The organism is Actinophytocola algeriensis (assembly GCF_014203735.1).
Taxonomy (GTDB): domain Bacteria; phylum Actinomycetota; class Actinomycetes; order Mycobacteriales; family Pseudonocardiaceae; genus Actinophytocola; species Actinophytocola algeriensis.
On the sequence record NZ_JACHJQ010000003.1, the window covers coordinates 646,397 to 669,726 of the forward strand.

At 69.9% G+C, this 23,330-nt stretch carries 28 protein-coding genes; 16 read left to right on the forward strand and 12 right to left on the reverse strand.

The genetic code is table 11. From position 1 onward, the window contains the following. Positions 1 to 10 precede the first annotated feature (10 nt). From FHR82_RS15365 to FHR82_RS15390, 6 genes are all read left to right on the forward strand, one after another. Positions 11 to 2,476 (forward strand): RCC1 domain-containing protein, encoded by a 2,466-nt coding sequence (locus tag FHR82_RS15365; protein WP_184811049.1) that lies wholly within the window; start codon positions 11 to 13, stop codon positions 2,474 to 2,476. A gap of 220 nt (positions 2,477 to 2,696) precedes the next feature. Next, positions 2,697 to 4,616 carry a glycosyltransferase gene (locus FHR82_RS15370; RefSeq protein WP_184811050.1) on the forward strand — a complete coding sequence of 640 codons (1,920 nt, stop codon included), beginning with the start codon at positions 2,697 to 2,699 and terminating at the stop codon, positions 4,614 to 4,616. Positions 4,617 to 4,698: 82 nt separating this feature from the next. Next, positions 4,699 to 5,304: a class I SAM-dependent methyltransferase gene (locus FHR82_RS15375; protein WP_184811051.1), complete on the forward strand. Its 606-nt coding sequence runs from the start codon at positions 4,699 to 4,701 to the stop codon at positions 5,302 to 5,304. A 29-nt stretch (positions 5,305 to 5,333) separates the two neighbouring features. Beyond that, positions 5,334 to 7,235 (forward strand): glycosyltransferase, encoded by a 1,902-nt coding sequence (locus FHR82_RS15380; RefSeq protein WP_184811052.1) that lies wholly within the window; start codon positions 5,334 to 5,336, stop codon positions 7,233 to 7,235. Positions 7,236 to 7,363: 128 nt separating this feature from the next. Next, a complete protein-coding gene (locus FHR82_RS15385; RefSeq protein WP_184811053.1) occupies positions 7,364 to 7,999 on the forward strand; it encodes a hypothetical protein in 636 nt (211 codons plus the stop codon). Next, a complete protein-coding gene (locus FHR82_RS15390) occupies positions 7,999 to 8,580 on the forward strand; it encodes a class F sortase (RefSeq protein ID WP_184811054.1) in 582 nt (193 codons plus the stop codon). The genes FHR82_RS15385 and FHR82_RS15390 overlap by 1 nt, the downstream gene beginning before the upstream one ends. Positions 8,581 to 8,652: 72 nt before the next feature. Here the strand turns inward: FHR82_RS15390 and FHR82_RS15395 are convergent, their stop codons facing one another. After that, complete coding sequence (locus FHR82_RS15395; RefSeq protein WP_184811055.1) at positions 8,653 to 8,856, reverse strand: cold-shock protein; 204 nt, start codon at positions 8,854 to 8,856, stop codon at positions 8,653 to 8,655. Positions 8,857 to 9,078: 222 nt separating this feature from the next. On the opposite strand from FHR82_RS15395, the gene FHR82_RS15400 reads away from it, so the two are divergent. Continuing rightward, positions 9,079 to 9,426 carry a hypothetical protein gene (locus FHR82_RS15400; protein WP_311771095.1) on the forward strand — a complete coding sequence of 116 codons (348 nt, stop codon included), beginning with the start codon at positions 9,079 to 9,081 and terminating at the stop codon, positions 9,424 to 9,426. A gap of 18 nt (positions 9,427 to 9,444) precedes the next feature. Here the strand turns inward: FHR82_RS15400 and FHR82_RS15405 are convergent, their stop codons facing one another. Beyond that, positions 9,445 to 9,915, reverse strand: a complete 471-nt coding sequence (locus FHR82_RS15405) for a SixA phosphatase family protein (RefSeq protein ID WP_184811056.1) — start codon at positions 9,913 to 9,915, stop codon at positions 9,445 to 9,447. Between the two features lie 203 nt (positions 9,916 to 10,118). Then, positions 10,119 to 10,943 carry an HAD family hydrolase gene (locus FHR82_RS15410; protein ID WP_311771096.1) on the reverse strand — a complete coding sequence of 275 codons (825 nt, stop codon included), beginning with the start codon at positions 10,941 to 10,943 and terminating at the stop codon, positions 10,119 to 10,121. Positions 10,944 to 10,986: 43 nt separating this feature from the next. On the opposite strand from FHR82_RS15410, the gene FHR82_RS46055 reads away from it, so the two are divergent. The 8 genes from FHR82_RS46055 (at position 10,987) to FHR82_RS15445 (ending at position 17,539) form a co-directional block, all read left to right on the forward strand. Further along, positions 10,987 to 11,562 carry a hypothetical protein gene (locus tag FHR82_RS46055; RefSeq protein ID WP_225944025.1) on the forward strand — a complete coding sequence of 192 codons (576 nt, stop codon included), beginning with the start codon at positions 10,987 to 10,989 and terminating at the stop codon, positions 11,560 to 11,562. A gap of 23 nt (positions 11,563 to 11,585) precedes the next feature. Continuing rightward, positions 11,586 to 12,455, forward strand: a complete 870-nt coding sequence (locus FHR82_RS46060; protein ID WP_311771097.1) for an LLM class flavin-dependent oxidoreductase — start codon at positions 11,586 to 11,588, stop codon at positions 12,453 to 12,455. A 190-nt stretch (positions 12,456 to 12,645) separates the two neighbouring features. Then, entirely contained in the window at positions 12,646 to 13,251 is a 606-nt protein-coding gene (locus tag FHR82_RS15420; RefSeq protein ID WP_184811059.1) for an endonuclease, read from the forward strand. Between the two features lie 52 nt (positions 13,252 to 13,303). Further along, complete coding sequence (glf, locus tag FHR82_RS15425) at positions 13,304 to 14,518, forward strand: UDP-galactopyranose mutase (protein WP_184811060.1); 1,215 nt, start codon at positions 13,304 to 13,306, stop codon at positions 14,516 to 14,518. Continuing rightward, positions 14,518 to 15,087, forward strand: a complete 570-nt coding sequence (locus FHR82_RS15430) for a phosphatase PAP2 family protein (RefSeq protein WP_184811061.1) — start codon at positions 14,518 to 14,520, stop codon at positions 15,085 to 15,087. The genes glf and FHR82_RS15430 overlap by 1 nt, the downstream gene beginning before the upstream one ends. 73 nt (positions 15,088 to 15,160) lie before the next feature. Further along, positions 15,161 to 16,096 (forward strand): decaprenyl-phosphate phosphoribosyltransferase, encoded by a 936-nt coding sequence (locus tag FHR82_RS15435; RefSeq protein ID WP_184811062.1) that lies wholly within the window; start codon positions 15,161 to 15,163, stop codon positions 16,094 to 16,096. Positions 16,097 to 16,145: 49 nt separating this feature from the next. Next, positions 16,146 to 16,781, forward strand: a complete 636-nt coding sequence (locus tag FHR82_RS15440; RefSeq protein WP_221463793.1) for a type IV toxin-antitoxin system AbiEi family antitoxin — start codon at positions 16,146 to 16,148, stop codon at positions 16,779 to 16,781. Further along, positions 16,781 to 17,539: a nucleotidyl transferase AbiEii/AbiGii toxin family protein gene (locus tag FHR82_RS15445; protein WP_184811063.1), complete on the forward strand. Its 759-nt coding sequence runs from the start codon at positions 16,781 to 16,783 to the stop codon at positions 17,537 to 17,539. The genes FHR82_RS15440 and FHR82_RS15445 overlap by 1 nt, the downstream gene beginning before the upstream one ends. Here the strand turns inward: FHR82_RS15445 and FHR82_RS15450 are convergent. The 5 genes from FHR82_RS15450 to FHR82_RS15470 are packed head-to-tail and all read right to left on the reverse strand — an operon-like array spanning position 17,536 to position 19,656. After that, entirely contained in the window at positions 17,536 to 17,931 is a 396-nt protein-coding gene (locus FHR82_RS15450) for a type II toxin-antitoxin system VapC family toxin (RefSeq protein ID WP_184811064.1), read from the reverse strand. The two genes, FHR82_RS15445 and FHR82_RS15450, sit on opposite strands and share 4 nt — an antisense overlap. Then, a complete protein-coding gene (locus FHR82_RS15455; protein ID WP_184811065.1) occupies positions 17,928 to 18,227 on the reverse strand; it encodes a type II toxin-antitoxin system Phd/YefM family antitoxin in 300 nt (99 codons plus the stop codon). The genes FHR82_RS15450 and FHR82_RS15455 overlap by 4 nt, the downstream gene beginning before the upstream one ends. Before the next feature lie 33 nt (positions 18,228 to 18,260). Continuing rightward, the gene (locus FHR82_RS15460) at positions 18,261 to 18,581 is read right to left on the reverse strand and encodes a VOC family protein (protein ID WP_225944982.1); all 321 of its coding nucleotides are present in this window, start codon (positions 18,579 to 18,581) and stop codon (positions 18,261 to 18,263) included. Between the two features lie 47 nt (positions 18,582 to 18,628). After that, positions 18,629 to 18,796, reverse strand: a complete 168-nt coding sequence (locus FHR82_RS15465; protein WP_184811067.1) for a DUF397 domain-containing protein — start codon at positions 18,794 to 18,796, stop codon at positions 18,629 to 18,631. 11 nt (positions 18,797 to 18,807) lie between these two features. Beyond that, positions 18,808 to 19,656 (reverse strand): helix-turn-helix domain-containing protein, encoded by an 849-nt coding sequence (locus FHR82_RS15470; RefSeq protein WP_184811068.1) that lies wholly within the window; start codon positions 19,654 to 19,656, stop codon positions 18,808 to 18,810. 90 nt (positions 19,657 to 19,746) lie between these two features. Here FHR82_RS15470 and FHR82_RS15475 point away from each other — a divergent pair, with 90 nt between their 5' ends. Then, positions 19,747 to 20,022 (forward strand): hypothetical protein, encoded by a 276-nt coding sequence (locus FHR82_RS15475; protein ID WP_184811069.1) that lies wholly within the window; start codon positions 19,747 to 19,749, stop codon positions 20,020 to 20,022. Here FHR82_RS15475 and FHR82_RS15480 read toward each other — a convergent pair. From FHR82_RS15480 to dprE1, 4 genes are all read right to left on the reverse strand, one after another. After that, positions 20,015 to 20,779: an SDR family NAD(P)-dependent oxidoreductase gene (locus FHR82_RS15480; RefSeq protein WP_184811070.1), complete on the reverse strand. Its 765-nt coding sequence runs from the start codon at positions 20,777 to 20,779 to the stop codon at positions 20,015 to 20,017. The genes FHR82_RS15475 and FHR82_RS15480 overlap by 8 nt on opposite strands. A 114-nt stretch (positions 20,780 to 20,893) precedes the next feature. Continuing rightward, positions 20,894 to 21,316, reverse strand: a complete 423-nt coding sequence (locus FHR82_RS15485; RefSeq protein ID WP_184811071.1) for a hypothetical protein — start codon at positions 21,314 to 21,316, stop codon at positions 20,894 to 20,896. Next, positions 21,235 to 21,990 (reverse strand): decaprenylphospho-beta-D-erythro-pentofuranosid-2-ulose 2-reductase, encoded by a 756-nt coding sequence (gene dprE2, locus FHR82_RS15490; protein ID WP_184811072.1) that lies wholly within the window; start codon positions 21,988 to 21,990, stop codon positions 21,235 to 21,237. The genes FHR82_RS15485 and dprE2 overlap by 82 nt, the downstream gene beginning before the upstream one ends. Then, positions 21,987 to 23,327 carry a decaprenylphosphoryl-beta-D-ribose oxidase gene (gene dprE1 / locus FHR82_RS15495; protein WP_311771098.1) on the reverse strand — a complete coding sequence of 447 codons (1,341 nt, stop codon included), beginning with the start codon at positions 23,325 to 23,327 and terminating at the stop codon, positions 21,987 to 21,989. The genes dprE2 and dprE1 overlap by 4 nt, the downstream gene beginning before the upstream one ends. Positions 23,328 to 23,330 lie beyond the last annotated feature (3 nt).

Genomic DNA, 23,330 nt, shown 5'->3' on the forward strand with positions numbered 1-23,330 from the left:
GGCACACACGTTGAGGCGCAAGGGAAGTCTGTTACTGGTCGGGGTGACCGCGGCCGCGCTGCTCGGCACGCAGGGCGCCGCCGCGGCCGCACCGGCCACTGTGGAACCGGACGGCTCCGCCGTGCGGGCTGAGCAGCCCGTCGGTTTCGAGGATGCCAGGAGGACCCCGGTGGCCGGCGGTGCGGCGGTCGCGCAGCGGCAGGCCAGGGCGGCGACAGCCGCGGCGGAAGCGGCGGCGACCGACAGCACGGGCTCGGTGTACGTGCCGGTCACCCCGCTCCGCGTCCTCGACTCGCGCGCGTCCCAGCCGCTGGGGCCGGGCAAGGTCTCGCCGCTGTCGCTGGTCGAGCGGGTGCCGGAGGGCACGACCGCGGTGGCGTTGAACATCACCGGCGTGTCCCCGACACAGGCCACGTTCCTGACCGTGTGGCCCGCGAGCTCCGACCGGCCCGAGGTGTCGAACCTCAACCTGCGTGCCGGGGAGATCCGGGCCAACGCGGCGACGGTGGCGCTGGACGGGATCCGGGACCTGAACGTCTACAACAACTCCGGCAGCACGCACGTGGTCGTCGACCTCGTCGGCTACTACGCGCAGGGCACCGGTTCGAGGTTCACCGCGCAGTCGCCCGCCCGCGTGCTCGACACCCGCGACGCGGGCGGCGCGCTGGCCACCGGTGCCACGCGGGTGCTGGACCTGTCGTCCCGGGTGCCCGCCTCCGCCACCGCGGTGACGTTCAACCTGACCGGCGCGTCGGCGACCGCGAACACGTTCGTCACCGCGTGGCCGTCGGGTGCGGCCCGGCCGACCGCGTCGTCGCTCAACCTGGCACCCGGGCAGGTCACGCCCAACCAGGTGACCGTCGCGCTCAGCGCCGACAAGAAGGTCGCGCTGTACAACAACTCCGGCAACACGCACCTGATCGCCGACCTGGCCGGTTACTACGCCACCGACCGAGGCGACGCGTTCTACCAGCTGTCACCGGTCCGCCTGTTCGACTCGCGCTTCGGCGAGCCGCTCGGCGCGGGCGCCACCGGCACGGTCGCGCTCGACACCGACCTCCCGGCCGCGGCCTCGGCGGTCGTGTTCAACCTGACCGGCACCGGGCCGACCGCGTCGACGTTCCTGACCGCGTTCCCGGCTGGCGCCACCCGCCCGACCGCGTCGAACGTCAACCTGGTGGCCGGCCAGACGGCCGCGAACCTGGCGACGGTGGCGGTCGGCGGCAACCGCTCGGTCAGCGTCTACAACCTCGCGGGCCGCACCGACTTCGTGATGGACCTAGCCGGCTACTTCGCCCCGGTGCCCGCCGCGTGCACCACGGACTGCGTGTACAGCTGGGCCGACAACGAGCTCGGCCAGCTGGGCGTCGGCACCGTCGGCGGCTTCTCCCGCACGCCCGGCCGGGTCGACGGCCTGACCGGCGTGACCGCGGTGACCGGCAGCTTCCCCAACGGCTACGCGCTGCAGAGCGACGGCACCGTGTGGGCGTGGGGCGACAACAGCTGGAGCGGCCTCGGCAACGGCAAGACCTACGGCACGAACCCCGTGCCCGGCCGTGTCGGCTCGCTGACCGGGGTCACCCAGATCGCCGCAGGCGTCTACAACGGCTACGCGCTGAAGGGCAACGGCGAGGTGTGGGCCTGGGGCTACAACGGCGACGGCTCGCTCGGCAACGGCAACGTCAGCACGCAGTCCGCGCCGGTGCGGGTCAACACCCCGAGCGGCATCACGCAGGTCGCGGCGGGCTACACCACCGCGTACGCGCTGCGGAACGACGGCACCGTGTGGGCGTGGGGGTCCAACGGCAGCTCGCTCGGCAACGGCTTCTACGGCACCGGCTGCGACACCACCCCGGTCGGCGCCGGCTGCCGCGCGGTCACCCCGATCCAGGTGCCGGGCCTGACCGGCGTGACCTCGATCGCCGCCACCCGCAACGCCGCGTTCGCGGTCAAGGGCGACGGCACGGTCTGGGCGTGGGGCTTCAACGCGCACGGCGAGCTGGGCATCGGCACCGCCGGCGGCCCGGCCTGCTTCGACGACCCGCGGGGCCAGGACTGCGTCGCCCTGTCGCCCGTCCAGATCCCGGGCCTCACCGGCGTCGCGGAGGTGGCGTCCGGCAGCGTCTCGACGACCTACGCGATCAGGACCGACGGCACCGCACTGGCCTGGGGCTGGAACGGCGAGGCGCAGCTGGGCAACGGCACCGCCGGCGGTCAGTGCGAGGACCCGGGCACGCCGGACTGCGTCGCGCCCAGCCCGGTCGCGGTCAGCACGCTCACGAACGTCACCGAGCTGGTCGGCGGCAACGGCTACGCCCTCGCCCTGCGGTCGGACGGCCTGGCCTACGGCTGGGGCTGGTCGCCGATGGGCCAGGCGGGCCACCCCTCGGTGACCGCGGAGCCGGAGCTGGTCGGCCAGGAGACCGGCGTGCGCACCGTCGGCAGCGGCGGCACGACCTCGTACCTCGTCAAGTAGGCGGCGCGCGGCCCCGGGAGCGAGGAGAACCGCTCCCGGGCCGCGCGCCCCCGCTCGCGCTACCCTCGGAACGAACCCCTAAGCGATGGTCGTGCGATGGCCATCTGTGCAGGTCGGCGGACGTCGACGAGTGTCAGCGCGGCACCGTGACCTAACGGTAACCATGTGCGGCTGCACAGGTACCCTGGTCGGCCTGACGACCCTGGAGGACTGAACTCGAATGCTCGGCAGCACCCCGACCACGAGCGAGGCGTCGGCTCCGGACGAGCGGCTGGTGGAGCACGCGCCCAGCGGGCGTCTGGTCGCCCAGCGCGGGCTGTTCCGCGGTCCCGACCCGGTGTGCCCTGACGACCTGTACGCACAGATCACCATCGGCAACGCGGCGCGCGAGCGGCAGCGCCTGGTGGTGCACAGCGGCTCCGAGGTGTCCATGGACACCTACTTCGGCCGCTTCCCGGCGAGCTACTGGCAGCGCTGGACCGTCGTGTCCGAGGTGCACGCGGAGGTGACGATCTCCGGCTCCGGCCGGGTGGCGCTCGTCGCGTCCGACCCCAAGGGTGAGACCCGCACGGTCGCGGCCGAGGAGGTCACCGACCAGCGCGGCGGCCAGGTCACCCTGCGTGCCGCGCTCAACCAGTACCTCGACGGCGGCTTCCTCTGGCTGGAGTTCGCCGCGCCGGAGTCCGACCTGGTCGTCGAACGCCTCCGCTGGACCGTCGAGGCGCCGGAGCTGCTGCGCCCGACCGCCGTCGTCATCTGCACGTTCAACCGGGCCGACGACTGCACGAAGACGCTGCAGGCACTCGCCGCCGACGACGAGGCGCTCGACGTGCTCGACGCCGTGTACGTGGTGGACCAGGGCACCGACACGGTCGAGTCGCGGGACGCGTTCCCGCAGGTCGAGAAGGACCTCGGCGGCAGGCTGCGGTACCTCCGCCAGCCCAACCTCGGCGGCGCGGGCGGCTTCGGCCGCGGCATGTACGAGGTCACCGAGCGCGGCTCGGAGCACGCGAACGTGCTGCTGATGGACGACGACGTGCTGTGCGAGCCGGAGATCGCGGTGCGGCTGACCGCGTTCGCCAACCGCACGGCGGAGCCGACCATCGTCGGCGGCCAGATGCTGCGGCTGCTGCACCCGACGATCCTGCTGGCCGGCGCCGAGTACGCGGACTTCGCGCAGCTCGTGCCGGGCAAGGTCGTGAAGGGCGCCCTCGACGACGTCGACCTCACCGAGGAGGCGGAGGACGACTACGGCGTGCCGACCGGCAAGCCCAACCGGGGCGACCGCCGCGTCGACGCCGACTACAACGCGTGGTGGTCCTGCCTGATCCCGGCCGAGGTGATCGCGAAGATCGGGCTGCCGCTGCCGCTGTTCTTCCAGTGGGACGACGTCGAGTACGGCTACCGCGCCCGCCACGCCGGGTTCGCGACCGTCACCCTGCCCGGCGCCGGGCTGTGGCACGCGGACTTCGACTGGAAGGACGCGGACAAGTGGAACGAGTACTTCGCGGTCCGCAACTCGATGATCGTGGCCTCGCTGCACGCCGAGATCGACCCGAAGCAGACCGCGCGGGTGTTCGTGTCCCGTGTCAGCCGCTACCTGATGTCGATGCAGTACGGCCTCGCGGCCACGCTGATCAAGGCGGTCGAGGACTTCCTGAAGGGGCCTGACTTCCTGCACGACGGCGGGGCGGCCGCCGCCAAGGAGATCCACGTCGTCCGCGCCGACTACCCGGACACGATCATGTACCCGGCCAGCGACGTGCCCGGCTACAAGCCCGGCGACGTGCCGATGGTCCAGGCCGGTCCCGCGCCGAGCAAGGCGCGGCTGGTGCTGCTGAAGCGGCTCATCCACTTCGCGATGGGCAAGACGGTGCACGAGATCGGCGCGGTCACCCAGAAGGACGCCACCTGGTGGCACCTGTCGCAGTTCAACACGGTCGTCGTCACCGACGGCTCGCAGGGTGGTGTGCGCATCCGCCGCCGCGACAAGGAGGTGACGGTCCGGCTCGCCAAGGAGTGCGGCAGGCTCACCCGCCGCCTGATCAACGAGATGCCCCGCCTGCGCGAGGAGTACCGCGCCGCCGCCGGGGACCTGACCAGCCGCGAGAACTGGACCCGCCTCTACAACCGCGACTGATGGTTGCCGGACGCACCTGGCTACCATGCGGTGCGTCCGGCTTCCTCGTTCCGCGCAACCCTCTGTGAATAGGAATTTCGCCATGGCCTCCCTGGAATCGACCGAGGGCGAGGAGTACACCGACCGGCTCAAGCGGCTCGAACTGCCGCTGTGGAAGCGGGTTCTGGACGTACAGGCGCCCTACCGGTGGAACATCCGCCGCCTGTTCGGTGACCGCGAGGTGCTCGACGTCGGCTGCGGCATCGGCCGCTGCCTGGCGCACCTCGCCCCGCGCGGCGTCGGCGTCGACCACAACAAGACCTCGATCGACGCGTGCCGCGAGCGCGGGCTGACCGCGTTCACCACGGACGAGTTCGCCGAGACCGAGTACGCGAAGCCGGGTCGTTTCGGTGGCATGCTCGCCGCCCACCTCGTCGAGCACATGCCGAGGGAGGACGCGATCAAGATCCTCTCCGGCTACGTCGACTACCTGGCGGACGACGCGCGCCTCGTGCTGATCTGCCCGCAGGAGCGCGGTTACGCGAGCGACAGCACGCACGTCGCGTTCTCGGACTTCGACGCGCTCACCGACGTGGCCTACCAGCTGGGCTTCACCAAGACCAACCGGCAGTCCTTCCCCCTGCCTCGTTTCGCGGGCAAGGCGTTCACCTACAACGAGTTCGTGCTGGTCGCCGACCGCACGGCGTGAGCCACCCCCACACCGGAGGAGCAGAAACCGTGGCCGAGCAGGCGACCGACAGCACACCCGACGCCGATCGCGTGCTGCAGCGGGTGATCCTGCCGAGGGATCGCGATCCGCTCGACGTCCGTCCGCTGTACCTCGACGAGCCAGAGAACGTGCACAGCCACGTCGCCTCCCGTCGTGAGGTCGTCATCCCGCCGTCGGCCAGGGTCTCGTTCGCCTCCTACTTCAACGCCTTCCCGGCGAGCTACTGGAAGCGCTGGACGGTCATCGAGGACGTCACCCTGCGGCTGCGGGTGAAGGGCGCAGGCCGGATCGAGGTGTACCGCTCGAAGCCGAACGGCGACGTCGTCCACCTGACGGGCGCGCCGGTGCACGCGGAGTCGGACTGGGAGACCTTCGAGTTCCGCACGACGCTGAAGCCGTTCGAGGACGGCGGCTGGCTGTGGTTCGACGTGTACACCGAGAACGTCGAGCTGACCATCGGCGCGGCGGAGTGGCTGTCCGACGAGCCGCTGCCGGCGAAGAAGGTCGCCGTCGGCACCACCACGTTCAACCGCCTCGACGACTGCGTCGAGTCGCTGCTCGCGCTCGGCGAGGACCCGCAGGTGCTCGACGTGATCGCCAAGGTCTACGTGGCCGACCAGGGGCCGAAGAAGATCGTCGACCACGAGCGGTACGGCGAGGTCAGGGCGGCGCTCGGCGAGCGCCTCAACGTCATCGCGCAGGGCAACCTCGGTGGCTCCGGCGGCTTCACCCGCGCGCTGTTCGAGTCGATCGAGCACACGAAGCCGGGCACCGTCGACCAGATCCTGCTGATGGACGACGACATCGCGCTGGAGGCGGACTCGATCCTGCGCTCCAACGCGTTCGCCCGCGCGGCGGCCAAGCCGGTGATCGTCGGCAGCCACATGCTGAACCTGCAGGCCAAGTCGCGCCTGCACACCATGGGCGAGATCGTCGACCTCACCTCGTTCGTGTGGCGGCCCGCGCCCGGCGCGATCACCGACCACGACTTCGGCGCCCGCTCGCTGCGTGACACCCGCGAGCTGCACCGGCGTATCGACTCCACCTACAACGGCTGGTGGATGTGCCTGTTCCCGCGTGAGGTCGTGGAGAAGGTCGGCCTGCCGCTGCCGCTGTTCATCAAGTGCGACGACGCCGAGTACTCGCTGCGGGCGCTGGCGCAGGACATCCCGACGGTGACGCTGCCGGGTTCCGCGGTGTGGCACGAGCCGTGGACCGACAAGAACGACACCAAGGACTGGACGGTCTACTTCCACCTGCGCAACCGCCTGGTGATGGCGGCGCTGCACAGCCCGTACGACATGCGCAAGACGCTGCTCAAGCAGGGTGCGCGGTCCACGGTCCGGCGGCTGCTGTCGATGGAGTACTCGACCGTCGCGCTGGAGCTGAAGGCGCTCGACGACTTCATGGCCGGGCCGGACAAGCTGTTCGAGAAGCTCGGCACCGCGCTGCCCGAGATCCAGGCCATCCGCAAGCAGTACACGGACGCGCAGTTCGAGCCGTCGGCCAGGGAGTTCCCGACGCCGAGCTTCGACATGGCGAAGGCCGAGCAGATGATGCACCCGCCGGTGCACCCGGCGAAGATCGCGCTGCGGGCAGGCAAGGCGCTGGTGCACAACCTGCGCTCGCCGAACCCGGACTCTCATGACCGGCCGCAGGTCAACCTGTCCGCCAACGGCGCGCCGTGGTTCCTGCTCGGCAACCTGGACAGCGCGACCGTCTCCAACCCGGACGGCAGCGGGGTGGCGTTCCGCCGCCGCGACCCGAAGGTGTTCCGCGAGCTGGCGATGCGGACCACGCAGACCTACAAGCGCCTCATCGCCGAGTGGCCCGCGCTCGTCGAGCAGTACAAGGGTGCGCTGCCGGAGCTGACCTCCGCGGAGTCGTGGCGCAAGGTGTTCCAGGACTAGCTCACAGTCGAGGGAAACGGGGTCGCTTCGGCGGCCCCGTTCTTTTTTCCGAACCGGTGCAACCCAGCCGACCCCGGGGCGTCTTCCAAGGCGTAGAACGATGAGCACGCGGAGCTGACAGCCCGCGATTGCATTCCTGGGGGAAAACAATGAAGGTTCGGTTTGTTTTGGCGTGCGCTGTCGCCGGTCTCGCGCTGACGGCGTTCGGCGCGGGCAGCGCGTCGGCGGAGGGTGACACGGCGCTGGGGGAGGGCGCGGTCGCACGGTTCCAGACCTATGGGCAGGCCGAGGAGCCGTACACGGCGATCGGCATCGACGACGACGTCATCAAGGCCGGGCAGGAGGTCCGGGTGGCCGCGAGCTGCCAGACCGAGGAATTCGTCAGCTCGAAAATCATTTCGCCTGCGTTGATCGCACCCGATCTGGTTCGGGAAAAGGGCGCGCCCGCGAACAGTGTGCTCATGTCGATGGGTCGAATTCACGCCGAGGTGCCGGCAGGAATCTATCCGATTTCCTTCACCTGTGCCGACCGCGAGGTGACCGGTCAGTTCACCGTCGTCGCGGACGAGGAGCCGGAGCCGAGGGCCAGGCCCGCGGCCCAGGTGCCGGTGAAGCCGAAGGGCGCGCCCGAGACCGGCTCGCTCGACCAGGCGGCGCCCGCCGAGGACGGCAACCTCGGCATCGTGGTCGGCGCGGGCGCGGCGGCCCTGCTCGTCGCCGGTGGCGTGGGTGTGCAGGCGTACCGCAAGCGCGGGCAGTTCTGATGGCGCGGATCGGCGCCGCGGTGGTGGCGGTCGTGCTCGCCGCCACCGCACTGCTGACCGGCTGCGCGGTACCGAACATCTCGGCACCGCCGCTGAGCACGGACCCGACCACCGGTTCGACCACCACCTCGGCGGTAGTGGTGCCCGCCGAGATCGACATCCCGCGGATCGGGGCGACGTCGTCGCTGGTCGGGCTGGGGCTCGCCGCCGACGGGACCGTCGAGGTGCCGCCGGTCGAGGCGCCGATGCAGGCCGGCTGGTTCACGGGAGCCCCGAAGCCCGGTGAGCCGGGTCCCTCGGTGGTCCTCGGGCACGTCGACGGCGGCGGCCAGGCGGGCGTCTTCGCCCGGCTGCACGAGCTGGAAGAAGGTGACGAGGTGCTGGTCCGGCGCAGCGACGGCACCGGGGTGCGGTTCACCGTGACCCGCGTCGAGCAGGTGCCGAAGGCGGACTTCCCGACCGAGGAGGTCTACGGCGACACCCAGAAGCCGGAGCTGCGGCTCATCACCTGCGGTGGCACCTTCGACAGGTCCGCGCACAGCTACCGGGAGAACGTGATCGTCTACGCCGAACTCGCGTGACCGGTCGTGGACACGAAAGAGGCCGCCAGGGCCTGGACCCTGGCGGCCTCGATCATTCGCAACTTGGCGAGATCAGACGGCGCGCACGCCGGTAGCCTGGGGGCCCTTCTGGCCCTGGCCGATCTCGAACTCCACGCGCTGGTTCTCGTCCAGGCTGCGGAAGCCGCTGCCCTGAATCTCCGAGTAGTGGACGAAGACGTCAGCGCTACCGTCGTCCGGTGCGATGAAGCCGAAGCCCTTCTCGGAGTTGAACCACTTCACAGTTCCCTGTGCCACTACATATCTCCTGATACTGCTGTGCAAGCCGCCGCGGTCGCGACAACCCTTGGTCGGTTCAGACGGCGACTCAACCTGGAGAGGTAACCCGCGCGCCCGCATTCGTTCGCGAGCGGTGATCGAACACGAACTCATTGACGACCATGGACAGTGAACCACAAAGAGCGGAGCGAACGCACTAGAAGGGTTGCGGGCATTCACGTGCTGGGAGACGCTCGTAAGGTGAGCGAGCTCGCTAGTGACCAGCCCCGATCCATCGCACTGAACCTGGACGACGCAGGCGTCTCCGTAGACCTCCCCAAGCCCTCCCACCAGGAGGATCAGGTCTACGGCGTCCCATATCGACCCGTCGAGTTCCGCGACGACGACCTGCCCACCGCCCTCGAACGTTCCGCGGCATGGCTTCGGCGAACACAGGAATGGCTGGGTGAACCGGTAGACGTCATCGCGATCCACCTGGATTACGACGACGGCGGGGACTCCCCGTACTACGACGTGAAGCTCCTGTGCAACGAGGAGGATCTGGCAGGCGCGCCGATCGCGCTGCGTGCCGCCAAGAACACCGACTGAGACCCGTGTCCCCCCTGGTCAGCCGCGTGGTGTCGCGTGGCTGACCAGGCTCGCGCCGCGGGCCCACACGTCGGGCCACCCACCCTGCCAGGTGACGACGGCGATGGCCGAGGTCTTCAGCTCCACTGGCTCCCCGGTCAGCACCCCGACCAGCTCGGACACCCCCGGGTTGTGCCCGACGATGGCCACCGTGTCCAGGTCGTCGGACACCTCGTCCAGCACCGACATCAGGTCCTGCGGCGCGGCCGCGTACACGCGTTCGTCGTGCCGGACCTCGCCCGCGGTCAGCCCGGACCGCTGGAGGGTCTCCCGCGCACGAGCCGCCGTCGAGCAGAGCACGAGGTCGACGGGCCCGACGTGCTCGGCGACCCATCGCCCGATCAGGGGAGCTTCCCGCTGCCCGCGCGGGTTGAGTGGCCGCTGGTCATCGGGCAGGTCGTGGGTCCAGTCGGACTTGGCGTGCCGGATGACGACGAGAGTGCGAGCCATCCCCCGATGCTAATGCCGCGTCCGCGAACGGCAGGCCGTGCACCCAGCGTGATGAAGGACCCCTTCAGGGCACCTGGTGTTACGAAGGACCCCTTCATGACGCCTGGTGTTACGAAGGACCCCTTCATGACGCCTGGTGTTACGAAGGACCCCTTCATGACGCCTGGTGTTACGAAGGACCCCTTCATCGCAGCGGTCCAGCGCTAGAACCACCGCTCCAGAACCTGCGCGACGCCATCTTCCGAGTTCGGGGCGGTCACCTCGTCCGCGATGGCCAGGAGGGCCTCGTGCGCGTTGGCCATCGCCACCCCGTGTCCCGCCCAGCCGAGCATCGGCACGTCGTTGGGCATGTCGCCGAACGCGACCACCCGCTCGGCGTCCACCCCCAGCTCCCGGCACACCCACTCGAGACCGGACGCCTTGGTCACGCCGCTCGCGGAGATCTCGATCAGCCCGCTGTTGGACGAGTAGGTGATCTCGAGGTCCATGTCCCCGAGCACGTTCTCCATCACGTCGGCCATCTGGGCGCTGGTCATGCCGGGGTTGCGCACCAGCAGCTTCGTGGCCGGCTTGCCGACCACCTCGGCCCTCGGGGCGAGGTCCGGTGAGTCGGTCTCGCCGTTCGGGTTGCCCCACGGGTTGCGGAACCCGGGCTCGGTCGCGAACGGCTCGGGCTGGTGGCTGCCGACCACGGTCCGCTCGGCGGCGACCTTGATGTCCGGCAGCACGTGTTCCACCGCCCGGACCACGTCCTGCAGCTGCAACGACGTCAGGTCCCGCACGTGCAGCACCTCGTCGGCGCCGATGTCGTAGACGGACGCGCCGTTCGCGCAGACCGCGTACCCGGTCAGCCCGGCGGCCTGTGCGACCCTCGGGATCCAGCGTGGCGGCCTGCCGCTGACCAGCACGAACGGTATGCCGTCCGCGAGGACGCGGGAGATCACGCCAGCGGTGCGGTCGGTGACGCGTTCGGTCGGGTCCAGCAGGGTGCCATCCACGTCGGAGGCCACGAGATCGGGTCGGTGCACAACTCCCATCTTCCATGAGGCCGAATGGGCTACGGTGCGTTTCGTGAGCTACCCACCACAGGGTTATGGACCACAGGGCTACCAGCCGTACGGCCCGCCGCCACCCGGTTACGGTCCGTACGGCTACCGGCCACCGAGCCCCGCACTGGGTTACGTCACCGCGATCGCGTTCGTCGTGCTCGGCCTGCTGTCGCTCATGTTCGCGATCAACGGCTGGGACGGCACCAGCGACAACGGCACGCTGATGGCCGCGCTGATCGGGGTCGCGTTCACCGAGGACCTCACCGGCAACGTCGACTTCGCGATCTCCGCGACCATGTCGGTCGCGTGCACGGCCGTCCTGTTCGGCCTGGCCATGTTCGCCCGCCTGGAGTTCCTGCGCTGGATCCTCGCGGTCCTTGGCGGCCTCGTGACCGTGTACTACCTGTACGCGATCGTCTGGATCCTCTCCAACGACGGCGGCGAGGTCATCGGCATGGCCCTGGTGTCGTGGGTCCTGTGGCTCGCCGCGACCGTGCTCGCCGCACTCCCGGCGACGGGCCGCGCGATGCGCGAACGTGGCCCCGCACCGTATCCGCCCCAGGGGCCACCGCAGGCCGGCTACCCGCAGCAGTACTGATCCAGACCGGTTACGGTGCAGACGTGCGTGCCGGCATCGTGATCCTCCCCGAGTACCGGTGGTCCGCCGCCGAACCCAGGTGGCGGGCGGCCGAGTCCTACGGCTTCGACCACGTCTGGACCTACGACCACATCGGCTGGCGGTCGCTGGCCGACGGACCGTGGTTCGACGCGGTCTCGACCCTGACGGCGGCGGCCATGGTGACCAGCCGCATCCGCCTCGGCACGCTCGTCGCGTCACCCAACTTCCGGCACCCGGTGCCGTTCGCGCGGAGCCTGCTCTCGCTCGACGACGTGTCCGGCGGCCGCCTGCTCGTCGGGCTCGGCGCGGGTGCCCTTGCCGGGTACGACAACATCGTCACGGGCGGCGAAGCGCTTCCGCTCAGGGCCCGCGTCGACCGGTACCGCGAGTTCGTCGAGCAGCTCGACTCGCTGCTGACCGCCGAACGCACGTCGATCAGCGGCGAGTACTACACGTCGGTCGACGCCCGCTCCGCGCCCGGCTGCGTGCAGCAGCCCCGGGCCCCGTTCGTGGTGGCCGCGAACGGTCCCCGCTCGATGCGCGTCGCCGCGCGGTTCGGCCAGGCCTGGCTCACCACCGGCAAGGGCGGCGACACGGTCGACGAGTGGTGGGCCGGCGTCGCCGAGCTGGCGAAGCGGTTCACCGACGTCCCGGGCAGCGCGGGCAAGGACCGCTTCCTGAGCATGGACGCGGCGCCGGTGTTCTCCCTGTCGAGCGTGGAGTACTTCCGCGAGGCCTTCGGGCGCGCGGCCGAACTCGGCTTCACGGACGTCGTCACGCACTGGCCCCGCGCGGACGGCGTCTATGCGGGACGCGAGGCCGTGCTGGAGGAAGTCGCTGCCACGGTTCTGCTCGCGCGATCAACCGCCTGAAGACCAACCGCCTGAAGATCAACGGGGAAAGTGACCTACGGCACGGGAACGCCGGGGGTCCCCGCCGCGTCCCTATTACCGAGGCAACTGCCGGAGGAAGCAGGGGAACGCCAGGGGTGAGGACCCTCGTACCGGGGGAGGTACGGGGGTCTTCGGCGTTTTCGGGGGCCGTTTCGGGTACCCGACCTGCATGGACACCGTGCGCGCACTGCTCGACAAGGCCGGCACGACCTACGCGGAACAGGCCGGCATCACCCTCGCTGACAAACCGGCCCCGCTGTACCGGCTGCTCGTACTGAGCACGCTGCTCTCCACCCGCATCAAGGCGGACATTGCCGTCGAGGCGGCCAAGGAGCTGAAGCGGTACGGCACGCCGAAGAAGATGCTCGACGCGTCCTGGCAGGACCGGGTCGACGCGCTGGGCCGCGCCCACTACGTCCGCTACGACGAGTCGACCGCGACCGCGCTCGGTGACGGCGCACAGCTCCTGCTCGACGAGCACGGCGGCGACCTGCGGAAGATCCGGGGCGGCGACGTGCGCGCCGAGCTGCGGAAGTTCCCCAGGATGGGGCCGGTCGGGGCGGACATCTTCTGCCGTGAGGCGCAGGCCGTGTGGCCGGAGCTGCGGCCCTACCTGGACAAGAAGACCCTCGACGGCGCGAAGAAGATCGGCCTGCCCGCCGAGCCGGACCGGCTGGCGGGACTGACCGCCAAGAAGGACCTGCCGAGGCTCGCCGCCGCGCTGGTCCGGGTGTCGCTCGACCGCAAGCTCGCGGACGCCGTGCGCACTGCGTGACGGGGTGAGGCGATATCAAGCATGTCCCGACACGCAGGTAGCCTGAGTCGCCGTGAGCGCCCCAGCAGACAACTCTGACAACTACTCCGGCTACGACCTCGTCATCGTCGGCTCCGGCTTCTTCGGACTCACCATCGCCGAGCGGGTGGCGACGCAGCTGAACAAGCGCGTCCTCGTGCTGGAGCGCAGGTCGCACATCGGCGGCAACGCGTACTCCGAGCCCGAGCCCGAGACGGGCATCGAGGTGCACAAGTACGGTGCGCACCTCTTCCACACCTCGAACAAGCGCGTGTGGGACTACGTGAACCAGTTCACCGAGTTCACGAACTACCAGCACCGCGTGTTCGCGCGCGTCAAGGACCAGGTCTACTCGTTCCCGATGAACCTGGGCCTCATCAACCAGTTCTTCGGCAAGTCGCACACCCCCGACGAGGCACGCGAGCTCATCGCGAAGCAGGCGTCCGAGTACCGCACCGAGGACGCCCAGAACCTCGAGGAAAAGGCGATCTCGCTGGTCGGCCGCCCGCTCTACGAGGCGTTCATCAAGGGCTACACGGCCAAGCAGTGGGAGAACGACCCCAAGGACCTCGGCGCCAACATCATCACGCGCCTGCCCGTCCGGTACACGTTCGACAACCGGTACTTCAACGACGACTACGAGGGCCTGCCGGTCAACGGCTACACCGCGTGGCTGGAGAAGATGGCCGAGCACGAGAACATCGAGGTCCGGCTGAACGTCGACTACTTCGATGTGCGCGAGCACATCCCGGCAGGCACCCCGACCGTCTACACCGGACCGCTCGACCGGTACTTCGACTACTCGGCAGGCAAGTTCACCTGGCGCACCGTCGACTTCGAGTCCGAGGTCGTGCAGACCGGTGACTTCCAGGGCACCTCCGTCGTCAACTACAACGACGAAGAGGTCCCCTACACCCGGATCATCGAGTTCCGGCACTTCCACCCGGAGCGCAAGCACTACCCGGCGGACAAGACGGTCGTGTTCCGGGAGTTCTCGCGCTTCGCGAAGGACGACGATGAGCCGTACTACCCGATCAACACCCCCGAGAACCGCGAGAAGCTCGAGCAGTACCGCGACCTGGCCAAGAACGAGGCCAAGGAGCGGAACGTGATCTTCGGCGGCCGTCTCGGCACGTACAAGTACCTCGACATGCACATGGCCATCGGGTCGGCGCTGTCGGTGTTCGACAACAAGGTGGCGCCGCACCTCACCGACGGCGCGCCGCTCGACGGGTCCCTGGAAGGCTGATGACCACCACCGCTCCGGCTCGCCTGCGTGTAGTCGAACCCGGCACCCCGCCTCCCGAGCCGGAGCGGTCGGCCGAGATCAGGGCCCTCGCCGCGGTCCAGCGCACGATCGGGAAGCCCCCGGTCGTGCGGGCCGCGCGCGGGCTGTCGCTGTTCGGTGAGCACTCGGCCGGCTGGTTCGCGCTCGGCCTGGTCGGCGCGGCGGTCGACCGCGACCGCCGCAAGGACTGGCTCGTGAGCGCCGCCGGTGTCGTCGCCGCGCACGCCGCGTCGATCGCGGTGAAGCGGGTCGTGCGCAGGCAGCGGCCGATCGACGAGTCGGTCGAGGTGCTGGTCAAGACGCCGTCGTCGCTGTCGTTCCCGTCGTCGCACGCGACGTCCACGACGGCCGCCGCGGTCGTGTACTCCGGCCTGACCGGCCGCAACCTGGTGCCCGCGCTGGTGCCGCCGATGCTGGTGTCGCGGCTGGTGCTTGGCGTGCACTACCCGAGCGACGTGCTCGCGGGCGCGACGCTGGGCGCGGTCGTCGGCGGACTGGTCCGCCGACTCGTCCGGAAGCGCGTCTCATGAGCGGAGCTTGCGGAGCGAATCGGCAGACGCAGGGCGACCGCGAGCGGCTCCACGGAGCCTGCGAGGGGGAGTCGTGAGTAGCACGGCGGAGAGCGGCACTTCGGTGTCCTCCGCCGACGCCCCGCGCGGTGGGCTCGTGCGGGGCGTGATCCGCACGGCCCGGCCGCGCCAGTGGGTGAAGAACGTGCTGGTGCTGGCGGCGCCGTTCGCCGCGTTCGCCGCCAACCCGGTGTTCCGGTCGGACGTGGTCGTCGACGCCGCCATCGCGTTCGTCGCGTTCTGCCTGGTCGCGTCCGCGGTGTACCTGATCAACGACGCGATCGACGTCGAGGCCGACCGGGCGCACCCGACCAAGCGCAACCGGCCCATCGCGGCCGGGATCGTGCCGGTGCGGCTGGCGTACGGGCTGTCGGTGTTCCTGTTCCTGGCGTCGTTCGCGGTGTCGCTGGTGTCGAGCTGGCGGCTCTTGGTCGTCGTCGGCGTGTACGCGGCCGTGCAGGTCGGCTACTGCCTGGGGCTCAAGCACCAGCCGGTGATCGACCTGTGCATCGTCGCGTCGGGCTTCCTGCTGCGCGCGATCGCAGGCGGTGCCGCCGCCGGGCTGCCGCTGTCGCAGTGGTTCCTGCTGGTCACCGCGTTCGGTTCGCTGTTCATGGTGGCGGGCAAGCGGTACGCGGAGATCGTGTTGTACGAGCGGACCGGCGCCAAGATCCGCGCGTCCCTGTCGAAGTACTCCGCGAGCTACCTGCGGTTCGTGTGGGCCACCTCCGCGGCGATCATGATCATGACCTACGCGCTGTGGGCGTTCGAGATCCGTCAGCGCACCGGCACCAACTCGGTGTGGGCGGTCATCTCGATCGTCCCGATGGTGGTCGCGGTGCTGCGGTACGCGGTCGACGTGGACGGCGGCAACGCGGGGGAGCCGGAGGAGATCGCGCTGCGCGACCGTGTGCTGCAGGTCCTCGGTGCGTCGTGGGTCGTCTGCGTGGCCCTGTCCGCGTTCCTCTAGCCCCGTCACTGTCACCAACGTAGGCTTGAACCCTACGGAGGTGACACTGATGAGGACACGGGCCGCGGGCAAGGTCCCCGCCGCGCTGCTGCGCCGCCCCATGCGTGTCATCCGCCCGCAGGACGCGGCGGACCTGTACGCCTTCCCCCGCCCGGAGCTCGCGCGGCTGGCGAAGGCGGGCACGTTGCACCGCCTGGCGGGCGGCTACTACGCCGTCGTGCCGGACGACCAGACCGACCGCGACTGGCTCCCGGAGCTGGAGGCGGCCGCCCTCGGGATCGCCGCCGCCGACCAGGGCGCGGACGGGGTGGCGTTGATGGGCCTGTCGGCGGCCCGCGTGCACGGTGCGATCCCACGGGCCCTCGGCGTCGCCGTGGTCGCCGCGGCAGGCCACCGGAGAACGCTGCGCCTGACCGACCGGGACGCGACGGTGGTGTTCGTGCGCCGCGACGTGGGCAGGCTCGACTGCGAGCAACGACCGAACGAGCTGGGCCGCGGCCTGGTCACCACGGTGGAGCAGACGCTGCTGGACCTGGCCGCGCGCCCGTCGCTGGGCGGCCTGACCGACGAGGCGGAGGCGGCCGTGCGGGCACTGATCCCGCGCGCGGACCGCGAGACCCTGCGCGAACTGGCCATCGCGCAACGCCGCCGCGCCATGCTCGACCGGCTCCTGGCGGGTGCGTGATGCTGGACCCGGCCGAGGAGACGGCGGTCGCCGACAAGTTCGGCGTGGCCCGCCCGCAGGTCCGCCGCGACCACCTCATCTCGCACCTGCTCGCGGCCCTGTCCGCACGAGCGGCGGACCAGGTGGTGTTCTTCGGCGGCACGGCCCTGTCCCGCACGTTCCTCCCGGACGGCAGGCTGTCCGAGGACATCGACCTGATCGCCGTCAACGACCGCCGCTCGGCGGCGGAGGCGGTGACGGACTGCCTGGTGCGCGGCGTGCGCCGCGAGTACCCGGGTCTGCGGTGGGAGCCGTTGCTCACGACGGTCCGCGACACCGAACCGGCGGTGCTGATCTCCCAGGACGGCCTCACCGTCCGAGTGCAACTCCTGAGCGCGACGGGCTACCCGCCGTGGCCGACCGAGCAGCGGCAGCTCGTCCAGCGCTACTCCGACGCCCCACCGGCGACCCTCACCGTGCTCACCCTCCCGGCTTTCGTGGCGGCGAAGATCATGGCGTGGGTCGACCGCGCCACCCCACGCGACCTGTACGACCTGTGGCTCCTCACCCAACGTGGCCCGTTCGACGACGCCGGGCTTTTCGCGAGGTACGGCCAGACCGGCAGGCCACCCACGGGCGCCCTGTTCACCACCGCCCCGGACGAGACCCGGTGGCGCCAGGAACTCTCCGGCCAGACCCGCCTGGAGATCACGGCAGCGGAAGCGCTGAACGCCGTCCGCGAGGCGTTCGAGCAGGCCTCGCCGACTGCCAGGAGCTAGTCCGTGCCCGGGGTCATCACGGGTAAGCCGATCTGCACGGCCGCGTCCCGGAGGCGCTTGTCGTACACGACGAACGCCGTCAGCAGGTCGCCCATCGCGAAAGCTGAGGCGAGGTGCAGCGCGTCGAGGGTGCGCAGGGTGGGCGGGCCGATGTTCTCCGCGGTCTCCACGATCCACCCCGCCAGCGGGATGATCGGCAGGTCGGCGAGCAGCAACTCGGCGCCCGCCACGCCCGCCGGGTCGATGCGGCGGCAGGCACGGTGCAGCTCTATCTTGCCGACCACGCTGGTCGCGACCGTGTCCTCCTGGAGCAGCAGCCAGTGTTCCAGTGCGCCGGATTCAGCCTCCTCGAAGACGAGTTTGACGAGCGCGGACGTGTCGAGATAGATCACTGCCGCTCCGCGCGCAGGTCGTCGAGGACCTCGCCGCTCGACGGACCTGACGGCGACGCCTGTATGCGCCGTGGCAGCCGCACGGTGCTGTTGCCGCTGCGGGACGGGAGCAGTCTGCCTTCCGCGACGAGCCGGTCCACCGGATCGCCGCTCGGCCTGGGCACGATCATCGCGATCGTCCTTCCGTTCTTCGTGACCTCGACCGTGGCGCCGAGTTCGACCTTGTCCAGTACGTCCTTGAGGTTGTCGCGCAGTTCCCGAATGCCGACCCGTGCTAAATCGTCATCGACGGTCATGGCAGAAGTGTACACAACCATGTACCAGAGTGGTCACGGTGCCTGGGCGAGCGACAGGCTGTTCCCGTCCGGGTCGAGGATGTCGACGTGGCGCACGCCGTTGCCGTACGTCTCCACCGGGGCGTGCTCGATGCCGTTGGCGGCGAGACGGGCCAGGATCTCGTCGAAGTCGGTCACACCGAACGTGACCATCGACCCGCCCACCCGGTCGGCGCGCATGGACCGGTCGTCGACGACGAGCCACGCGTTCTCACCGACCTGCCACAGGTGCTCATCGCCGATGACCTCGTCGGCGGGACGCCCGAAGAACACCTCGTACCACGTGATCGCCGCTGCCGTGTCGCGCACGCACATGACGCTGTACATGTCCATGGCAGGTAGACCGCGTCAGCGGCCGGGACTCATCGGAGGAAGGCGGCCCAGTTCGTCGCGGGGAACGTGAGGACGGGGCCGTCGGTGTTCTTGGAGTCCCGGACGGCCACGGCAGGACCGGAAAACGCGACCTCGACGCAGTTGGCCTGGTCAGTGCTGCGGCTGCTCTTACGCCACTGCGCGTCCCTCAGGTCCATGCTGCCTCCAGTCACTCGTGCTCCTCGGCCACTCTCGCCATCAATTGCGCGGACTCGGCCGGTTCCAGTGCCTCGTTCAGGATATTGCCAAGGGCGACACGATAGGCGGCCACGTCGTCCTTCTCGTCGAGGAACATGCTCGTGACTTGGTTCTCGGTGTAGACGAGACTCGGTTCGTCCTCGAACTCCAGGACCGCGAACGACCCGCGAAGACCTGCGTATTGCCCTGCCTGCAAGGGCACCACACGGATAGTGATGTTCGGGCGGTCAGAGGTGTCAGCCAGATGGCGGAGTTGTCGTCGCATCACGCCACTTTCCGTGATGGGTCGCCGAAGGGCGCCTTCGTCGATCACCGCGAGGAACTGAAGTTCTCGGCGGCTCAGCACTGCCTGCCGAGCCCTTCGGGACGCGACGAGGTTCGTCAGTTCGACCTTGCTCAGCGTCTTGTTGATGCTGCTGATGATCGCTTCCGTGTACTCGTCGGTCTGGAGGAGGCCGGGGACGACAAGCGCCTCGAAGTTCTGGATTCTCGTGGCCCTCGACTCGAAGTTGATGAGTGCCTGCCAGAGCTGCGGCAGCCCGAGGCCCTGGCTCTCCCACCAGCCGCGTTCCTCGGCTTTCCTTACCTGGTCCAGGATCTGGGCCCGTTTCTGCTCCGGCACCTTGTAGTGCCCGAGCAACGCCGCGACGTCGTCCACGCGCAGACCGCGGCTGCCCGTCTCGATGCGGCTGATCTTGCTGGGGGACATGCCCAGCGACTTCGCGACCTCCGAGCCGGACAGTCCGAGGTCCTCACGTAGGGTCCTGAGCAACGCCGAGACCTGCCGGGATCGGACGCTGGGGTTGGGGTTCTCGGTCATGCGGCCATCCTTCGATCCGCACCGGGTGAGTGGCAATCACACGATCGGTCGGATTGCTGGCCAGGCTGGCACAGTGCCAACGTCATCGTCATGACATCCATCGCCACGCTGGCCGAACTGGCCCGGCTCGCCAGGCCGCGCCTCTTCGCCGTCTACGGACTGCGCCACCACCCCGACGCCCCGCCGATCATCGGCTGGGGCATGGAGTTCGAGGGCCAGGACGACGTCCTGTTCTACCTGCCGGAGGACTCGGTCACGCACCACACCGTCTCCGCGGAGCGCGTCGCGCAGCGCTTCGCGAGCCTCGGTGAGATGCACATCGACTGGTTCGACGAGCCCTCCGACAGGGCCGAACAGCTCAGGTGAACATGCCGCCCGTGGCGTTGACGAACGTGCCCGTGATGCCGCGGGCGTGGTCGGAGGCCAGGAACGCGACCGTCTCCGCCACCTCCGCGAGCCGGGGCGAACGCTTCGTCATGCGCAGCGAGGCCAGGTGGTTCAGCACGCCCTGGTGTGCCTCCGGCGTGCCCATCGCGGGGTTGACGGCACCCAGCTTCTCCGGCGTCAGCGTCTCCGGGATGCCGGCCACCCACACGCCGACCACGCGCACCCCACTCGGACCGGTCTCGTACGCCAGGTTGCGGCACAGCGAGTCCAGTGCCGCGTCGGCGGGGCCCGTGCCACCCATCATCGGGCTGCCCGCGTGACCGGAACCGCTGTTCAGCACGACGATCACGCCGCTGCCCCGCGTGGTCATGATCCGCGCCGCCGCGCGGGCGGTGTTGAAGTGGGCGCGTGCGGCGTTCGCGACGGGGGCGAGGAAGTCCTCGGCGGCCATCTCGATGAGCGGTGTCCCCTGGACGTCGCCGCGCGCGACCAGGTTAAGCGAGATATCCAGGCTGCCGAACCGCTCCACCACCGACTCGGCGTGCGCGACCACGGCCGCCTCGTCGAGCGCGTCGACCACCGCGACCTCGACGCTCTCGATCCCACCAGCGGCCTGCTGGAGCCGTTCGAGCGTCCGGCCGACCAGGTGGACCCGCACGCCCTGCTTCGCCAGGATCGTCGCCACCGCCGTGCCGATCGCGCCGCCGCCGCCGTAGATCACCGCGTTCTTCGTCATGTCCGTCTCCTTCGGATCGTGTGCCAATGAAGACGCTGAATCGGGCGGCCGCTCATCAACGCAGGTCAGAGCGCGTTATTCGTCACGCGTTACGGCGTTACGACCCGACGTGGCTCAGTGGAAGTACGTCTCGACGACCTGTGTCATGGCCTCGGTTCCCCGGTCGGCTTGTTCCTGGGGCAACGCCTCGGGGTTGCTCAGGTCGCCGCGGCCGCCCGCGGATTCCACCGCGATGTGCGGGTTGCCCCGCGCGTGAATGTCGTCGCCCGGTGACAGGTAGATCTCGAAGGCCGTCCGGTCGGTGTCCCAGAACGTAGAGCGTGCGGGCCGGTCAATGGAGAGGTTTCGCAGACGCGACTTCGCGAGTACGCTGAGTGGTTGCTTGCGAACAGCAAGTTGCGGAACGGGCCGTCCACCGGAGCGCGGCGAACTGCCGGTGGACGGCCCCGTGCGCGTCAGATCGGCAGGCGGCGGAAGATCGGCCGCGGGACGTGCCGCAGGATCGAGAACAGCACGCGCAGCGGCGCGGGTGCCCACACCAGTTCCTTGCGCTTGGCCACGGCACTGACGACCACGTCCGCGACCTGGTCGGCCGTCGCGGACAGCGGCGCGGGCTTCATGCCCTCGGTCATCTTCGTCTTCACGAACCCGGGCCGGACCACGGTGACCGAGATGCCGTCACCCCGCAGCGCCTCGCCGAGACCGAGGTAGAAGCCGTCCATGCCGGCCTTCGTCGACCCGTACACGAAGTTCGAGCGGCGGACCCGCTCCCCGGCGACCGAGGACAGCGCGACCACGCGGCCGTGCCCCTGCCTGCGGAGGCGCTCCGCGAGCAGCACACCGACCGACACCGGAGCCGTGTAGTTGACCTGCGCCAGCTCGACCGCGCGGCCGTGGTCCTGCCACGCCTGCTCCGCGTCGCCGAGCAGGCCGAACGCGAGCACCGTGATGTCGATGTCGCCGTCGCCGAACGCCTTGTCCAGCACGGCGGCGTGCGAGTCGAAGTCCAGCGCGTCGAACTCCACGGTGGACACCGTGGCGCCCGCGGCGCGCAGGTCGTCGGCGGCCTTGTCGAGGCGCTCGGAGGGCCGCGCGGCGAGCACGACCCGCAGCGGGCGGCGCTTCGCGTACTTCGCGGCGACCGCCAGGCCGATCTCCGACGTGCCGCCCAACAGCAGCAGCGACTGGGGGTTCCCGACCGCGTCGATCACGACAACTCCAACCTTCTCGACATGTCCGAAGCGAACTTTCCTTCTGGGTCAACGGAAGCGCGGACCTTGCGCCACTCGTCGAGGCGCGGGTACCCGCGCGCGATGACCTCGGGCGTCGCGCGGGACTCCTTCGCCAGGTAGTGCCGTCCGCCCGCGGCGAGCACCAGCTCGTCCAGCTCCTCGCACAGCTCGTGCACGCCCGCGCCGACCGGCAGGTCGACGCACAACGTCCAGCCCTTCATGGGGAAGGACAGCGGCGCGCGGTTGCCGTCGCCGAAGCGCTTGAGCACGTTCAGCGCGGAGACCTTGCCGGTCTCGGTCATGCGCCGGACCGTGTGCCGGATGACGTCCTCGGCGCCGAACGGGACCACGTACTGGTACTGCAGGAAGCCGTGCGGCCCGTACCCGCGGTTCCACTCGCCGAACATGTCCAGCGGGTGCAGGAACTGCGTGATGTTCTGGACCGCGCCCATCTTCGTCGGCGACTTGCGGTACCAGAGCTCGCTGAACACCCGGCCGGTCACCTTGTTGAGCAGCCCGGGCGGGAACAGGTCGGGGACGACCAGCAGCTGCGGCGCCTCGAACCTGAGCGGGTGCCTGCGGCGTTTCGCCGGGAGGTCGTCGAGCGTGGCGTGGTTGGCGCGGGTGAGCAGGCCGCGGCCGAGGTGCGGCCCGGTGGTGACGGCGTCGAACCACGAGACGGACTCGACGTACTTCTCGTCGTCCACGCTCTGGCGCGCCATCAGCTCGTCGAGGCTGCCGAGCTGCTCGGTGTCGACGAGGAAGTACGCGGTCTCGACGTGGTTGAGGTGCAGGGTCGCCCTGAGGACGACACCGGTCAGCCCCATGCCGCCGACGGTGGCCCAGAAGAGGTCGTCGGCCGGGGTGAGGGTGGCGACCTCCCCGTCGGCGGTGAGCAGGTCGAGTTCGCTGATGTGGTCGCCGAAGCTGCCCTCGACGTGGTGCGCCTTGCCGTGGATGTCACTCCCGATCGCGCCGCCGACCGTGACCTGCCGGGTGCCAGGCAGCACCGGGAGCCACAGCCCGAACGGCAGCAGCGCACGCATCAGGGTGTCGAGCGAGACCCCGGCGTCGACGTCCACCGTGCCGGCTTCGGCATCGACCCGGTGGATGCGGTTCAACGCGGTCATGTCGATGACCGTGCCGCCCGCGTTCTGCGCCGGGTCGCCGTAGCTGCGGCCCAGCCCGCGGGCGATGACGCCGCGCGGACCGGCGTGTTTCACGGCCTCGGCGATGGCCCGGACGTCGGCGGTGTGGACCACCTGCGCGGTCGTGGGGGCGGTGCGGCCCCAGCCTGTGAGCTTTTGTGGCTTCACCGC

Coding starts and splice junctions, on each gene's coding strand:
- FHR82_RS15370 (WP_184811050.1), top strand. CDS start 2,697: ATGCTCGGCAGCACCCCGACCACGAGCGAGGCGTCGGCTCCGGACGAG.
- FHR82_RS15375 (WP_184811051.1), top strand. CDS start 4,699: ATGGCCTCCCTGGAATCGACCGAGGGCGAGGAGTACACCGACCGGCTC.
- FHR82_RS15390 (WP_184811054.1), top strand. CDS start 7,999: ATGGCGCGGATCGGCGCCGCGGTGGTGGCGGTCGTGCTCGCCGCCACC.
- FHR82_RS15405 (WP_184811056.1), bottom strand. CDS start 9,915: ATGGCTCGCACTCTCGTCGTCATCCGGCACGCCAAGTCCGACTGGACC.
- FHR82_RS15420 (WP_184811059.1), top strand. CDS start 12,646: ATGGACACCGTGCGCGCACTGCTCGACAAGGCCGGCACGACCTACGCG.
- FHR82_RS15430 (WP_184811061.1), top strand. CDS start 14,518: ATGACCACCACCGCTCCGGCTCGCCTGCGTGTAGTCGAACCCGGCACC.
- FHR82_RS15440 (WP_221463793.1), top strand. CDS start 16,146: ATGAGGACACGGGCCGCGGGCAAGGTCCCCGCCGCGCTGCTGCGCCGC.
- FHR82_RS15445 (WP_184811063.1), top strand. CDS start 16,781: ATGCTGGACCCGGCCGAGGAGACGGCGGTCGCCGACAAGTTCGGCGTG.
- FHR82_RS15455 (WP_184811065.1), bottom strand. CDS start 18,227: ATGACCGTCGATGACGATTTAGCACGGGTCGGCATTCGGGAACTGCGC.
- FHR82_RS15460 (WP_225944982.1), bottom strand. CDS start 18,581: ATGTGCGTGCGCGACACGGCAGCGGCGATCACGTGGTACGAGGTGTTC.
- FHR82_RS15465 (WP_184811067.1), bottom strand. CDS start 18,796: ATGGACCTGAGGGACGCGCAGTGGCGTAAGAGCAGCCGCAGCACTGAC.
- FHR82_RS15470 (WP_184811068.1), bottom strand. CDS start 19,656: ATGACCGAGAACCCCAACCCCAGCGTCCGATCCCGGCAGGTCTCGGCG.
- FHR82_RS15475 (WP_184811069.1), top strand. CDS start 19,747: ATGACATCCATCGCCACGCTGGCCGAACTGGCCCGGCTCGCCAGGCCG.
- FHR82_RS15480 (WP_184811070.1), bottom strand. CDS start 20,779: ATGACGAAGAACGCGGTGATCTACGGCGGCGGCGGCGCGATCGGCACG.